Genomic DNA, 13803 nt, shown 5'->3' on the forward strand with positions numbered 1-13803 from the left:
CCGCGATTGCCAGAATTCGGGTGTCCTGGCCGATTCTTGATCGTTCCTGTCGTATGACCACAACGATCGACGGCCCCGTGCTGACCGCCGGCCCGGAGCGGACCACGGACCGGCTCACCTCGGTGCTCCTGGGCACCGACGCCCGCCGGGAGCACGGCTTCTGGCAGCGGCTCATCGCCACCGACCCGTTCCGCCGGCCCGCCGGGCCCCTGCCCGGCCCCACCCCCGACGAACGGCTCGCCCTCGCCCACGCACGGCTGCGCACCCTCAACAGCACGCTGGACAGCGGCGCCAGGCTGGCGGCCGACCCGCGCGCCCTGGCCGCGCTGCACGAATGGCTCGCCCCGGTGGACACCTCGCTCGCCACCGTCGCGGGAATCCACTACAACCTCTTCCTCGGCAGCCTCCTGGACCACGACGACGACCGCTCCCGCGACCTGTCGGACTTCCTCGCGATGCGGCGCATCGGAACGTTTCTCTGTACGGAGGTGGCGCACGGCAACGACGCCGCCGCGGTCGAGACCACGGCCACCTACGACCCCGCCCGGGACGGATTCGTGCTGCATACCCCGCACTTGGGCGCGCAGAAGTTCATGCCCAACACCAGCCCGGCCGGCGGCCCCAAGAGCGGACTCGTCGCCGCCCGACTGCTCGTGGGGGGCACCGACCAGGGGGTCTTCCTGCTGCTGGTGCCGCTCACCGACTCCTCGCACGCCATGCCCGGGGTGCGGATCCGCAGGCTTCCGGCCCGGATGGGCAGCCCCGTCGACCACTGCCTGACCTCTTTCGACCAGGTGTTCGTGGGGCGCGAGGCGCTGCTCGGCGGCCGGCAGGGACGGGTCGACGACGACGGAGTGTTCCGCAGCGGCACCGCCGGCCGCAGACGCCGGTTCCTCGCCTCCATCGGCCGCGTCACCACGGGCCGCATCTGCATGAGCGCGAGCGCGATCGGCTCCGCCCGCGCCACGCTCGCCATCGCGGTCCGCTACTCCGGCCACCGGTACGTCTCCGGGGGCCGCGCGCTGCCGCCGCTGCCGGTGATCGCCCACCGCAGCCACCACGGCCCGCTCGCCGAGGCCATGGCCACCGTCTTCGCGATGAGCCTGCTGCACCGACGGGCCCTGGACCGCTGGGAGGCGGCGGCGCACGGACCGGAGCCGGAGCGCGAGGCGGCCGGGCGGCTGGTCGACGTCGCCAAGGGCTGGATCACCTGGCAGGCCCGGTCCGTGATCGTCGAATGCCGGGAACGGTGCGGCGCCCAGGGCCTGCTGGAGAACAACGGCATGAGCGAACTCGTCACCGCGGTGGAGGGTGCCATCACCGCCGAGGGCGACAACATGGCCATCCACGCCAAGGCCGCGTCCGAGATGGTCATCTCCGCGATGCCCGACGCCCCGGAGGCCTGGGGCACCGCGGCCGCGGGCCCGCAGCCCGGCGACCTGGACGACCTCCGCTTCCTCGGCCGGCTCCTGGCCCACGTGGAGCGGATCCAGTTCGCCCGTTCCCGCGTCCGCATGGCACGGGCCCCGCACGGCGGTCCGCTGCGGCGGTGGAACGAGGGGTCCGGGCCCGCGCTGCGCGGAGTCGAGGCGCATGCCTGCCGGCAGGCGGCCGAGGCGTACGCGGACGCGGTCGACGGCCTGCCCGAGGGGCCCGCCCGCGAGCGGCTGACCGAGCTGGCCCTGCTGTTCGCGCTGCGCCTGGTCCAGCATTACAGCGGGGACCTGCTCGTCGCCGGCCACCTCACGGCCGGCCAGGTCGAGGACCTGACGGAGCGCACCGAGCGACTCGTCACCGCGGTGGCGGCCCACCTGCCCGAGCTCGCCGACTCCTTCGCGCTGCCGGAGGAGGTGCTCGCCGACTGGCCCATCGCCGGAGCCCGCTACGCCGAGGCGTACGACGACCCGGGGGCTTCCTGGCACAAGGCCGGGTCCCCGGCACCCGCCGGGGCCGGGCGGTGAGGGGCGCGGCGGAGCGGGCGGCTGGACAGGGCGTGCGGCGCGCGGCCGACGCGGTACAGGGCGTCGGCGTCGGTGTCGTACTGCTGGCCTTCTGGGGCACCGCGGCCGTGCTCTCGCGCTGGTGCACGGGGGCGGGGACGCCCGCAGGCGAATCGGTTCGCCGCAAGGCGTAACTGGAGGGACGCTGCTCAGTTACTCCGGCGTCGGGGTGGTGCGAGGAACCGCCCCGGGACACCCCCGCCGGACGGGCATGATGGAGAGGAAGACCATGAGCGCGATTCACCCCACGATCACCGAGGTACTCAGCCGTACCTTCAGGGTGCCTGTGGCCGAGATTCTCCCCGAATCCACGATGGACAGCCTGGACATGGACTCCCTGGCAGTCGCCGAGTTCGCCGTCGTCATCAGGGAGGCCGTCGGCGTCGAGCTCGACCCGGGCACGCTGCACCGGGACACCAGCCTCGCCGGGCTCACGGAGTACCTCCGCGCCGCGGCCCGCGACGAGGCGCCGGTGAGCACGGCCCGATGAAGATGCCGGCCATCGCTGTCACCGGACTGGGAATGATCACCCCGGTCGGCAACGACACCGAGTCCACCTGGGACGGGGTGTGCGCCGGGGTCAGCCCGGCCCGCACCGTCCCCGAGCTCGCGGGATGCGCGATCGACTTCGCCTGCACGGTCGACGGCATCGACCTGGACGCCGCGATCGGCCGCCGTACCGCCTTCCGCATGGGCAGGTACACCAAGTTCGCGGTACTGGCCGCGCGGGAGGCGGTCTGCGACGCGGGACTCGACCCGGGCGGCTGGGACGGCAGCCGGGTCGCGGTCGTCGTCGGCACCAGCAGCGGCGGGTCCGCCGGCCTCACCGATCAGGCCCTGGTGCTGGAGCGGCGCGGGCCCGAGGCGACCTCGCCGTCCGGGATCCTGCTCACCATCCCGAACATGCCCGCGGCGGAGATCGCGATCGAGATGAGCGCGACGGGCCCCAGCCTGGCGCCCTGTACCGCCTGCTCGTCCGGGATCACCGCACTGTCCGTGGCCCGGGACCTGCTCGTCACCGGACAGTGCGACCTGGCGATCGCGGGAGCCACCGAATCGACCCTCTTCCCGATCGCCATGACGGGATTCGCCAGATCCGGCGCGGCCGCCCTCGCGGACCGGGACCTGTCCCGGCTCAGCCGGCCCTTCGCGGCCGACCGGGCCGGGCTCGTCATGGGGGAGGGCGCCGCCGTCATGGTGCTGGAGCGCGCGGCCGACGCCGAGGCACGGGGCGCCGAGCCACGCGCGCTGCTCGCGGGCACCGGCGCCACCACCGACGCCCACCACCCCACCAGCCCGCACCCCGACGGCCGCATCGCCCAGGCGGCCGTCGAGGCCGCGCTGCGCGACGCGGGCTGGCAGGCCGGGGACGTCGAGCACATCAACGCGCACGGCACGGCGACCCCGCGCAACGACGCGGCCGAAGCCGCCCTGATCGGCCGGGTCTTCCCGCACCGGCCGCCCGTCACCGCGCCCAAGGGCGTGCTCGGCCACTGCATGGGAGCGGCCGGAGCGATCGAGGCGGGGCTGACGATCCTGACGCTCCAGCGCGGGATCGTCCCGCCGGTCGCCAACCTGGACGCGCCCGCGCCCGGGTTCGACATCGACTGCGTGACCAAGCGGCCACGGGCGCTGCCCGTGCGGCGGGCCCTCAGCCACTCCTTCGGGTTCGGCGGGCACAACGCCGTGGCCGCACTCCTGCGGCCCTGAGGACGCGGCGGGCGGACCGGGCCGGGCGGGCCCGGTCCGCCCGCGGCACCTTCGCTGAGCTGCGCGGACCCGCGTGGTAGCGTGCCTGGGCCAGTCGAACTCCACGTAGGGGTCAGGGAATCCGGTGCGAATCCGGAACTGACGCGCAGCGGTGAGGGGGACGGGCGGGGCCAGCAGCCACTGGGAGACCTACGGGTCCCCGGGAAGGCGCCCCGACCGTACGAACCCGAGTCCGAAGACCTGCTGGCACCCGCGGTCCGGCACCGGTTCGCGGAACTCCGTACACCGGGCCCCGCGCATGGGCCCAGAGACGCCGAGGTACTTCGTGCCGCTCATAGCCGGCCATGCCCGCTCCGCCGCCCTGCTCACGGCCGGAACACTCCTGCTGACCGCCTGCGGAACAGGCGGTGACAGCTCCGCCGACGGGCCCGCCGGGGCCGACGGCTATCCGGTGACCCTGAAGAACTGCGGGCACACCGTCACCGTGCGAGCGGCCCCGCGCCGCGCCGTCCCGGTCGACCAGGGCTCCACCGAGATCCTGCTCTCGCTCGGCCTCGCCGGCCGGCTCGCCGCCACCGCCACCTGGACCGACCCGGTGATGAAGGGCCTGGAGAAGGCCAACGCCGGCATCCCCCGGATCTCCGAGAACCGCCCCTCGTCCGAGAAGGTCCTCGACCAGGAGCCCGACTTCGTCAGCGCGTCCTTCGAGTCGACGCTCGCCAAGGGCGGCGTCGCCCCCCGGGAACAGTTCGAGGAACTGGGCGTCCCCACCTACGTCTCGCCCGCCGACTGCACCGCCAAGGACAACAGCAAGGACGGCGACGGAGTCAGGACCGGAGCACTGACCATGGACAGCGTCTACCGCGAAGTACGCGACATGGCCAAGGTGTTCGGTGTCCCGGAGCGCGGCGAGAAGCTCGTCGCGGAGCTGACCGCCCGGGTACGGAAGGCGACCGACGGCATCGACGCCTCCGGCGCCACCCTGATGTACTGGTTCGCCAACTCCGAGTCCCCGTACCTGGCCGGCTGTTGCGGGGCGCCCGGCGTCATCACCCGGGAGCTGGGCGCGAAGAACGTCTTCGACGACACGCATGAGGAATGGCCGCAGATCAACTGGGAGACGGTCGCCGACCGCAACCCGGACGTGCTGGTCATCGGTGACCTGACCCGCAAGTCGCAGACCGCCGAGAGCGCCTCGCGGAAGATCGCGTTCCTGGAGTCCAATCCCGCAACGAAGAACATGGACGCCGTACGGCACAAGCGCTACGTGCTGCTCAGCGGACAGGCCATGAACCCGTCGATCCGCACGGTCGAGGGCGTGGAGCGGGTCGCCGCCGGGCTGCGCACCTTCGGGCTCGCGGGGTGACGGACACCGAACGTGCCACGCGGGCGACCGGACACGGGCCCTTCGCCGCCGGTGAGCGCGGACATGGCGGTGTCCGGGGCATCGGCGGGGGACTCCTGTGGGCCGGCGGCCTGCTGCTCCTGGTCCTGTCCGTCGCCGTGGCCGTCACCATCGGCCCGGCCCGGATCTCCGTCGGAGACGTCCGGGACACGGTGGCGGCCCACCTGGGGCTCGGGGATTCGCCGCTCAGCCCGATCCGGGACGGCATCATCTGGAACCTGCGCATGCCGAGGACCCTGCTCGCCGCCGTCTGCGGCGCCGGGCTCGCGGTCTGCGGCACCGTCATGCAGTCGCTCCTGCGCAACCCGCTCGCGGACCCGTTCGTCCTCGGCGTCTCCTCCGGGGCGTCGACCGGCGCGGTCGTGGTCGTCGTCCTCGGGGTCGGCGGGGGAGCGGTGTCCCTGTCGGCCGGCGCGTTCATCGGGGCACTCTGCTCCTTCGCGCTGGTCCTCCTGCTGAGCCACACCCTCGGCGGCAGCACCGACCGGGTGGTCCTGTCGGGGGTCGCGGCCATGCAACTGTTCTCCGCGCTGACCTCCTTCGTCGTGATGACCGCCGCCGACGCCGAGCAGACCCGCGGGGTGCTGTTCTGGCTGCTCGGCTCGCTCGGCGGCGTCGGCTGGAGCGATGTGTGGACCTGCTCCGCCGTGCTGGCCGTGACCCTCGTGATCTGCCTGGGCCACGCCCGTACGCTCGACGCCTTCGCCTTCGGGCAGGACGCGGCCGCCACCCTCGGCGTCCACGTCGGGCGCACCCGGATCGTGCTGCTCTGCGCGACCGCGCTGCTGACCGCCGCCCTTGTCAGCTCGGCCGGCGCCATCGGCTTCGTCGGCCTGGTGCTGCCGCACGCGGCCCGCGCGCTCGCCGGCTCCGGGCACCGCAGACTGCTGCCCGTCACCGCGCTCGCCGGGGCCGTGTTCCTGGTCTGGGTGGACACCCTCGCGCGCACCGTCCTCGATCCGCAGGAGGTTCCGGTGGGCGTCGTCACCGCCCTGATCGGGGTGCCCGCCTTCGTACTCGTCCTCTACCGCACCCGGCGGGCCGCGTGAGCGCGCCCGGCCGCGGGCTGCGGGCCGACCGGGTCAGCCGCGAGGCGGGCGGCCGCCTCATCCTGGACGGGGTCTCGCTGACCCCGCCGCCCGGTGCCACCGTCGGCCTCATCGGCCCGAACGGCTCGGGGAAGTCGACCCTGCTGCGGATACTGGCCGGGGTCCTCGCGCCGGACGCGGGCACGGTCACCCTCGACGACGACCCGCTGGCCCGGATCGGCCGCCGCACGGTCGCCCGGCGGGTCGCCGTGGTCGACCAGCACTCGCTCACCCAGGTCGAGCTGAGCGTCGTGGACGTCGTACGCCTGGGCCGCATCCCGCACCGCCGCGCCTGGTCGGCGCCGACGGCCGAGGACGAGAGCGCGGTGGCCGAGGCCCTGGAGCGGACCGGTCTCACCGGCCGCCGGGACCAGTCCTGGCACACCCTCTCCGGCGGCGAACGCCAGCGCGTCCAGATCGCCCGCGCGCTGGCCCAGCAGCCGCGCGAGCTGCTGCTGGACGAGCCGACGAACCACCTGGACATCCAGCACCAGCTGGAACTGCTGTCCCTGGTGGCCTCGCTGCCGCTGACCGCCGTCATCGCCCTGCACGACCTCAACCTGGCCGCGATGTTCTGCGACCGGATCGTGGTGCTGGACGGCGGCCGGGTGGTCGCGGCCGGCACGCCTGCCGAGGTGATCACCCAGGAGCTCATCGCCGCCGTCTACCGGGTCGGGGCCGTCGTGACCCCGGACGGCCCGGCGGGGCGGCCCTCGGTGCGCTTTCGCCCGGGGAGGCCCTGACGCGGGGACACGAGAGGGCGGACCCCCGTGACGCGGGTCCGCCCCTCGCTCCTGTCCGGTACGGCCGGTCCGGCGCGGTGCGCGGGGGTCAGCGGCGCCGTCCCTGACCGAACTCGCCGCCGGCGTCCTTGCCGCCCATGTCCTTTCCGTCCTTGGTCATGCCGTCCGCGTAGTCGATCTGCTCCTTGCGCAGTTCCGCGGAGACTTCCTTCTGTTCGGTCACCTTCTTGGTCTCCATCCGCACCCGCTCGACCGGCACGGTCTCCTTCCGCATCGTGGCGCGTTCGGCGTGCAGGGTGACCTCGACGTCCTGCTCGTTGATGTCCGAGCGGGCCGCCTTGTCGCCGGGCTGGAGCGGCTCACGCACCACCCGGACCTCTTCGTGCGACACGGGGACCGTCCTGGTGACGTTCTCGGTGACGACGTACTTGTGCAGCCGGGCCTTGCCGCTCTCGTACTCCTCGGTGCCGATACGCAGCTGTTCCTCGGAGCGGATGAGTTCCTCCTTGCCGTCCAGGCCGGCGGAGGCGGACCGTTCTGGGCCCGCTCCGGCTCCGACCAGCGGACGGGCCGTACCGGAGGTCTCGGCGTCCCGGTGCTTGCCGGTGCCCGCGCCCGCTGCCGCGCCCGCGGTGCCGGAGGCCTTCCCGCGCGACGTGCCGGCCGCGCCCATGGCCCCGGCCCCGGCTCCTGCTCCGGCGGCCGCGCCCGCTCCGGCCGCGCCCATGGTGCCGGTCCCGGACGTGGTCGGCGCACCGGTTGTGCCGGCGGCCCCGGAACGGTCACCGAGCTTGCCGCCGGTGTTCCGGGTCAGGCCGTAGTGCCGGTAGAGCTCCTCCTCCTCGGAGACGGAGAGGTGAGCGTCCGCGTCCACCCTGGGGGCTTCCTTGACGCGGTCCTTCGGATGGGAGATGTGCAGGTCGGAGCCCACGCGACGGGCTCCGGCGAGAGGCACGAAACTTTCCTTCATACCGAACAGGCCGGTCTTCACCGTGATCCAGTCCGGTCGGCCGGTGCTGTCGTCGACATACACCCGGCCCACGTTGCCGATCTTCTCGCCCGCGGTGTCGTACACCGTCAGGCCGTCGAGCTCTCCGGAATCCGTGAAACCGTCAGCGGCTCCCATGACCGATTCCTCCTAGCTCGGGCGCGTCCTGTAGGTGGGTCCAGCAGGTGAGGCGCGTCCGGATTCCATCGCGCCTCACCCGGATGGACGCTGCAACTTCCCGGCCGGCGGGGGCGGGGCGCCGTAACCCCGGCGGGTGGGCGCAGGCCCCGTGCGACGCCGCTGTGGGCCCCGTCACCGAGTTAGGCCAATCGAGTGAACGGCCGGGCGGACGCGGCCCGCCCGGCGGGTCACCGGCGCGCCGTCTTCGGTAACCGCCGCTGAGCAGGCCGTTCCCGCCGCGCGGCGAATTTCCGGCAAACCCTTGACACCCGCTGGGCGCGGCACCATTCTTTCGCCAGAAATCGCAACGGCGTTGCGATTTCCGCACCGACAGCTGGACGAAGCGCACGAAGGAGGCCCGGCCCATGGCTGAGCGCGGCACGGACACCACCACCCCCGCCCGCGACGGACAGCAGGCCCCCGGAGTGCTGCAGACCGTCGACCGGGCCCTGCTCGTCCTGCTGACCTTCACCGAGCAGCGGCCCGAATGGGGCGTCAGCGAACTGGCCCGCCACCACGGCTGGGACAAGGCCGTCGTCCAGCGGCTGCTCACCACCCTGAGCGCGCGGGGCTTCCTGCTCTGCGACGACAACAGCCGCCGCTACCGCCCAGGACCGGCACTGTCCCGGCTGGCCAGGGTGAGCGAGCACAGCGGAGTGCTCTCCTCGATCTCCCGGCCGATACTCGCCCGGCTCCTTCGCGAGACCGGCGAGAGCATCGTCCTCAACGTCCCCCACGGCGGCAGCTACCGCTGCGAAGCCGCCGTCGACGGCACCGGACCCGTCCGCTACACGGCGATCATCGGCGCCGTCATGCCCGGCCACGCCGGAGCGTCCGGACACGCCATCTTCGCCTACCACCCCGAGCGCGAGATCCGGCAGATGTTCGGCGCCACCGGACTCACCCGCTTCAACGACCGCACCATCACCGACCTGGACGCCCTGCTCACCTGCTACGCACAGGTCCGCGCCGACGGGTACTGCATCAGCCACGGCGAGTACGACGAAGCCGTCACCGCGGTCTCCGCACCCGTCTTCCAGGGCGACGGTGTCCCCGCCTCCCTCACCGTCATCGGCCCGTCCCACCGCGTGGACCGGGCCGCCGACACCCTCGTGACGCTGGTACGCGCCGGCGCGACGGAGATCACCGCCGCCCTCGGCGGCTGAGCCACCCAACAACCTCCCCGGCCGCGGCCTCCCCTGCCGCCGCGCGCCCCCGGGCCCCGCCCTGCCGCGAACGGCCCGGACCCGCCTCCCAGCCCTGCAAACCGAAGGGGGTGCCCCATGGCGCACCACGTCTCAGCGCCGCACCCTGCCCCGCCGCCGTCCGCCCCCGACGAGCCCCGGTCGCACCCCAGGGTCATGGAACCCGTGCTGCTGGCGATCCTGGTGGTGCTCTCCGCCGTGGGAGCCGTCATCGGCATCGACCTGGTCTCCAAGCTGGGCATCTCCGCCAACACCTCGGTCGTCGGCGCCCTCGTCGCCATGCTCATCGGCCGCATCCCGCTGGGCTTCCTGCGCCGGATGCGGTCCGTGCACCGGCAGAACCTCGCCCAGAGCGCCATCTCCGCCGCCACCTTCGCCTCCGCGAACGCCCTGCTCACCTCCGTCGCCATCCCGTACGTCTTCGGGCGCAAGGACCTGGTCTGGCCGATGCTCGCCGGGGCCTTCATCGGGCTCGTCGTGGACGCCTGGGTGCTCTACCGCGCCTTCGGCTCCCGGCTGCTCCCGGCCGACGCCGCCTGGCCGCCCGGCACCGCTGCCGCCGAGACAATCAAGGCCGGCGACCGGGGAGGGCGCCGCGCCCTGATCCTCGCCGGCGGCACCGCCGTCGGCCTCGCCGGCACCCTCTTCAGCCTGCCGCTCTCCGCAGCCGGCGTCGCCTTCCTCGGCAACGTCTGGGCACTGATGATGTTCGGCATCGGGCTGATGCTCCGCCAGTACGGCCCCGACCTCTTCGGCACCGACCTCGGCGCCGGGTACATCCCGCACGGCGTCATGGTCGGCGCCGGCGTCGTGGCGCTCGGCCAGGCCGTGCACCTGCTGCTCGGCCGTCGCGAGCGCAAACGAGCGGCCGCCGCCGAGGAGGACCGCAGCGTGGCGCACGTCGAGCCGGCGGACCCGAGCACCGCGTACACCGTCGACGAACGCGCACTGCGGCTCTCGCTGATCCGCGGATTCGCGCTCTTCACCGGGGGCGCCGCGGTCCTCGCCGTGCTCGGCGGGCTGATCGGGGACATGAGCCCGCTCGGCATCGTCGGCTGGGTGCTGTTCGCCGCCTTCGCCGCCCTGGTCCACGAACTGATCGTCGGCCTCGCCGCCATGCAGTCCGGCTGGTTCCCGTCCTTCGCGGTCACACTGATCTTCCTCATCCTCGGCCTCGCCATCGGAATCCCGTCGGTGCCGCTCGCCCTCCTGGTGGGGTACGTCTCCGCCACCGGCCCGGCCTTCGCGGACATGGGTTACGACCTCAAGGCCGGCTGGCTGCTGCGGCGCGAGCACCGTCCCTGGGACCCCTTCGAGCGCGAGGGCCGCCGCCAGCAGTTCCTGGCCGCCCTCATCGGTTTCGCGGTCGCCCTCGCCGTCGTCGCCCTCGCCTGGCGCTCGTACTTCGGGCAGGGGCTCATCCCGCCCGTCGCCAAGGTGTACGCCGACACCATCAAGAGCGGGCTCAGCGATCCGGACGCCGTCCGCACCATGCTGATCTGGGCCATCCCCGGCGCCGCCATCCAGCTGCTCGGCGGCACCCGCCGGCAGATGGGCGTCATGCTCGCCACCGGCCTGCTCATCCTCACCCCGCAGGCCTGCTGGCTGGTCCTCGGCGCGCTCGTCGTCCGGGTCGGCTACCGCAGACTGCGCGGCCCCGCCGCCGATGAGGAACTCAACCTGGTGGGCGCCGGCCTGATCGCCGGCAGCTCCCTCGGCGACTCGGCCCAGATCCTCAAGACCTGACGCCCCGCCACCCCTGAACCAGTACCCGCACCACTCAGCACCACCCGCACGGCAAGGAGAACCCCCCCCATGGACATGTACAGCAGGCTCGAGCCGCGTCCCGAGTACCTCAGCTTCGAACTGGCGCTGGCCGCCCGCAAGCTCGTCGAGGAGGTCATGCTCGTCAAGCGCGGCGAGCACGTCGTCCTCACCGGCGACACCAGCAGCGACCGCCGTGTCATCGAGGCGACCGCGCAGGCCGTCGCCGCCGCCGGGGCGCACCCCGTCGTCGTCTGGTACGAGACGCTGCCCGGCGCCTCCATGGAGCCGCCGCGGCCCGTCGCCGGCGCCATCGCGGACGCCGACGTGTGGATCGAGTTCGCCGTCTCGTACCTGATGCACTCCGACGCGTTCCGCGCGGCGATGGCGAACGGCTGCCGCTACACCAACCTCACCGCGATGGACGTCCAGATGCTGGTCGCCACCGTCGGGCGCCCCGACTTCCAGGGCGTCATACGCCTCGGCAAGGCCCTGGTCGCCCTCCTGGAGGCGGCCGACGAGGTCCGGATCACCTCCGCCAACGGCACCGATCTGGTGGGCCGCAACGGCGACCGGCCGATCAACCTCCGCGGCAAGCCCGCGGAGAAGCCCGGCGAGACCGTCATGCTCTCCGGCCAGATCTCCTGGAACCCCCTGGAGGAGACCCAGGACGGCGTTCTCGTCTTCGACGGTGCCCTGTGGCCGCCGGACGAGCTCGGCCTGCTGCGCTCCCCGGTCCGCTGCACCGTCGAGAAGGGCGTCGTCACCAAGATCGAGGGCGACGCCGACGCGGACACCTTCCGCCGCTGGATGGAGTCCTTCGACGACCCGAACATGTTCCGCATCGCGCACTGGTCGCTCGGCTTCAACCCCGGCGTACTCGCCCCGACCGGCCGCATCGTCGAGGACGAGCGCGTCTTCGGCTGCGTCGAACTCGGCATCGGTACCAAGGGCGCCTGGATCGGCGGCGAGCCGTGGGTCGCCGCCGCCCACACCGACGGCAGCGTCCTGGGCCCGTCCATCTACCTGGACGGCGTCGCCATCGAGGAGAACGGGCGCTACGTGCACCCGGACCTCGTGACGATCTGCCGCGACCTGGGCGTCGCCGGCTACTGAGTCTGACGGGCGGGCCCGCACCCCCCCTGGTGCGGGCCCGCCCGCCACCCGTGAAGCCCGCCACCCGTGAAGCCCGCCACCCGTGAAGCCGTCCCCGTGAAACCGTTCCGGCGGCGAGAGAGACGCGACGACAGAGACACGACGCGAGATACGCGGCGTGAGAGGAGCGCCATGCCCACCCCAGCCCCCGTCACCTACCGCCACGGCGGCCTGGTCTGCACCGACCACACCCTCGACGTGCCGCTCGACCACAGCGACCCCGAGGGCCCCGCCATCGCGCTCTTCGCCCGCGAGGTCGTCGCCGAGGGACGCGAGCACGAGGACCTGCCCCGCCTCCTCTGGCTCCAGGGCGGCCCCGGCGGCCGCGCGGAGCGCCCCAACGCTTCGGGGGCCTGGCTGCGCCGCGCGCTCACCGATTACCGCGTCGTCCTGCTCGACCAGCGCGGCACAGGCCGCTCGACCCCCGCCGACCGGCGCACCCTGGCCCGCTTCGGTACGGACCACGAGGCGGCCGCCCAGTACCTCGCGCACTTCCGGGCCGACTCGATCGTCCGGGACGCCGAACTCCTGCGCCGCCGCCTCCAGGGCGAGCAGCCGTGGAGCGTGCTCGGCCAGAGCTTCGGCGGCTTCACCACGCTCACCTATCTCGGCCTCGCCCCCGAGGGGCTCACGCGGGCCTTCATCACCGGTGGGCTGCCGACGCTCACCGGCCACGCCGACGACGTGTACCGCGCCGCCTACGCCCGCACCCTCGCCCACAACGAGCTCTACTTCGACCGCTACCCGGGCGACCAGGCGCTGGCCGACGCCGTCGCCGCACACCTGGACGCCCACGACGTCCGGATGCCGACCGGTGAGCGCCTCACCGTGCGCCGCTTCCAGACCCTCGGCATCAACTTCGGCACCTCGGCCAAGTTCGACGCGCTCCACTACCTGCTGGAGACCGCCTTCACCCGGGGCGCCGACGGTCCCGAGCTGACCGACACCTTCCTGCGTGGCGTGGACGCCGCCGTGTCCTTCGCCGAACGCCCGCTGTACGCCGTGCTCCACGAGCCCATCTACGCCCAGGGCGGCCGCGCCACGGACTGGTCCGCGCACCGCGTCCGCCAGGAGTTCCCGGCCTTCGACGGCACCGCAGGCGGCCCGCTCCGTTTCACCGGCGAGATGGTCTACCCCTGGCAGTTCGACGAGGACCCCGCTCTCGTGCCACTGCGCGGGGCCGCCGAGGCGCTCGCCGCCCGCACCGACTGGCCGCCCCTCTACGACCTGGACCGGCTCGCGGCCAACGAGGTCCCGGTCGTCGCCGCCGTCTACCAGGACGACATGTTCGTCGACCGGGAGCACGCCCTGGCCACCGCCGACGCCGTACGCGGCCTGCGTACCTGGGTCACCGACGCCTACGCGCACGACGGGGTCAAGGCCGACGCCGCCGTGCTGGACCGGCTGCTCGCGATGGGCCGGGGCGAGGCCTGACAGCGGGGCGGGGCGCCGCCGGGGCGCTCCGTCCCGGCGCATATGATCTATAGGTCCACAGGACGACCGCCGTCCTGCCGCGCCACCAGGGGTGCCCCATCAGTTCCGTACGCGTCCGGCTTCCCGTACAG

General features: G+C 73.3%; 12 protein-coding genes and 1 riboswitch. Of the genes, 11 read left to right on the forward strand and 1 reads right to left on the reverse strand.

The annotated features are described in order from the left end of the window. The first annotated feature begins 53 nt into the window (after window positions 1–53). From EDD93_RS31285 to EDD93_RS31310, 7 genes are all read left to right on the forward strand, one after another. Window positions 54–1961 (forward strand): acyl-CoA dehydrogenase, encoded by a 1908-nt coding sequence (locus EDD93_RS31285; RefSeq protein ID WP_123528876.1) that lies wholly within the window; start codon window positions 54–56, stop codon window positions 1959–1961. Between the two features lie 32 nt (window positions 1962–1993). Then, window positions 1994–2134, forward strand: coding sequence for a hypothetical protein (locus EDD93_RS39755; protein WP_185092578.1), 141 nt, complete (start codon window positions 1994–1996; stop codon window positions 2132–2134). A 95-nt stretch (window positions 2135–2229) separates the two neighbouring features. Next, entirely contained in the window at window positions 2230–2490 is a 261-nt protein-coding gene (locus tag EDD93_RS31290; RefSeq protein ID WP_123529484.1) for an acyl carrier protein, read from the forward strand. Beyond that, window positions 2487–3710 carry a beta-ketoacyl synthase gene (locus EDD93_RS31295; protein WP_123528878.1) on the forward strand — a complete coding sequence of 408 codons (1224 nt, stop codon included), beginning with the start codon at window positions 2487–2489 and terminating at the stop codon, window positions 3708–3710. Before EDD93_RS31290 ends, EDD93_RS31295 begins: the two co-directional genes overlap by 4 nt. A gap of 74 nt (window positions 3711–3784) precedes the next feature. Next, window positions 3785–3973: riboswitch (cobalamin riboswitch) on the forward strand. A gap of 35 nt (window positions 3974–4008) precedes the next feature. Next, window positions 4009–5076 carry an ABC transporter substrate-binding protein gene (locus EDD93_RS31300; RefSeq protein WP_123528880.1) on the forward strand — a complete coding sequence of 356 codons (1068 nt, stop codon included), beginning with the start codon at window positions 4009–4011 and terminating at the stop codon, window positions 5074–5076. Next, window positions 5073–6164, forward strand: a complete 1092-nt coding sequence (locus tag EDD93_RS31305; protein WP_123528881.1) for an iron ABC transporter permease — start codon at window positions 5073–5075, stop codon at window positions 6162–6164. The genes EDD93_RS31300 and EDD93_RS31305 overlap by 4 nt, the downstream gene beginning before the upstream one ends. After that, entirely contained in the window at window positions 6161–6946 is a 786-nt protein-coding gene (locus EDD93_RS31310; RefSeq protein ID WP_123528883.1) for an ABC transporter ATP-binding protein, read from the forward strand. The genes EDD93_RS31305 and EDD93_RS31310 overlap by 4 nt, the downstream gene beginning before the upstream one ends. 88 nt (window positions 6947–7034) lie before the next feature. Here EDD93_RS31310 and EDD93_RS31315 read toward each other — a convergent pair whose 3' ends face one another. Continuing rightward, a complete protein-coding gene (locus tag EDD93_RS31315; RefSeq protein WP_123528885.1) occupies window positions 7035–8072 on the reverse strand; it encodes a PRC and DUF2382 domain-containing protein in 1038 nt (345 codons plus the stop codon). 407 nt (window positions 8073–8479) lie between these two features. Here EDD93_RS31315 and EDD93_RS31320 point away from each other — a divergent pair, with 407 nt between their 5' ends. The 4 genes from EDD93_RS31320 to EDD93_RS31335 all read left to right on the forward strand — a co-directional run bounded on the left by EDD93_RS31320 (window position 8480) and on the right by EDD93_RS31335 (window position 13672). After that, entirely contained in the window at window positions 8480–9280 is an 801-nt protein-coding gene (locus EDD93_RS31320) for an IclR family transcriptional regulator (protein WP_123528887.1), read from the forward strand. A gap of 117 nt (window positions 9281–9397) precedes the next feature. Next, window positions 9398–11065 carry an OPT/YSL family transporter gene (locus EDD93_RS31325; protein WP_123528889.1) on the forward strand — a complete coding sequence of 556 codons (1668 nt, stop codon included), beginning with the start codon at window positions 9398–9400 and terminating at the stop codon, window positions 11063–11065. Window positions 11066–11134: 69 nt separating this feature from the next. Further along, window positions 11135–12199 carry a hypothetical protein gene (locus EDD93_RS31330; protein ID WP_123528891.1) on the forward strand — a complete coding sequence of 355 codons (1065 nt, stop codon included), beginning with the start codon at window positions 11135–11137 and terminating at the stop codon, window positions 12197–12199. Window positions 12200–12370: 171 nt separating this feature from the next. Further along, window positions 12371–13672: an alpha/beta fold hydrolase gene (locus EDD93_RS31335; RefSeq protein ID WP_123528893.1), complete on the forward strand. Its 1302-nt coding sequence runs from the start codon at window positions 12371–12373 to the stop codon at window positions 13670–13672. Window positions 13673–13803: the final 131 nt, after the last annotated feature.

Source organism: Streptomyces sp. 840.1, assembly GCF_003751445.1.
Lineage (GTDB): Bacteria > Actinomycetota > Actinomycetes > Streptomycetales > Streptomycetaceae > Streptomyces.

Excerpts from the sequence above, each read along its gene's own strand:
- EDD93_RS31285 (WP_123528876.1), top strand. The coding sequence starts at position 54 with ATGACCACAACGATCGACGGCCCCGTGCTGACCGCCGGCCCGGAGCGG.
- EDD93_RS31290 (WP_123529484.1), top strand. The coding sequence starts at position 2,230 with ATGAGCGCGATTCACCCCACGATCACCGAGGTACTCAGCCGTACCTTC.
- EDD93_RS31295 (WP_123528878.1), top strand. The coding sequence starts at position 2,487 with ATGAAGATGCCGGCCATCGCTGTCACCGGACTGGGAATGATCACCCCG.
- EDD93_RS31300 (WP_123528880.1), top strand. The coding sequence starts at position 4,009 with ATGGGCCCAGAGACGCCGAGGTACTTCGTGCCGCTCATAGCCGGCCAT.
- EDD93_RS31315 (WP_123528885.1), bottom strand. The coding sequence starts at position 8,072 with ATGGGAGCCGCTGACGGTTTCACGGATTCCGGAGAGCTCGACGGCCTG.
- EDD93_RS31320 (WP_123528887.1), top strand. The coding sequence starts at position 8,480 with ATGGCTGAGCGCGGCACGGACACCACCACCCCCGCCCGCGACGGACAG.
- EDD93_RS31325 (WP_123528889.1), top strand. The coding sequence starts at position 9,398 with ATGGCGCACCACGTCTCAGCGCCGCACCCTGCCCCGCCGCCGTCCGCC.
- EDD93_RS31330 (WP_123528891.1), top strand. The coding sequence starts at position 11,135 with ATGGACATGTACAGCAGGCTCGAGCCGCGTCCCGAGTACCTCAGCTTC.
- EDD93_RS31335 (WP_123528893.1), top strand. The coding sequence starts at position 12,371 with ATGCCCACCCCAGCCCCCGTCACCTACCGCCACGGCGGCCTGGTCTGC.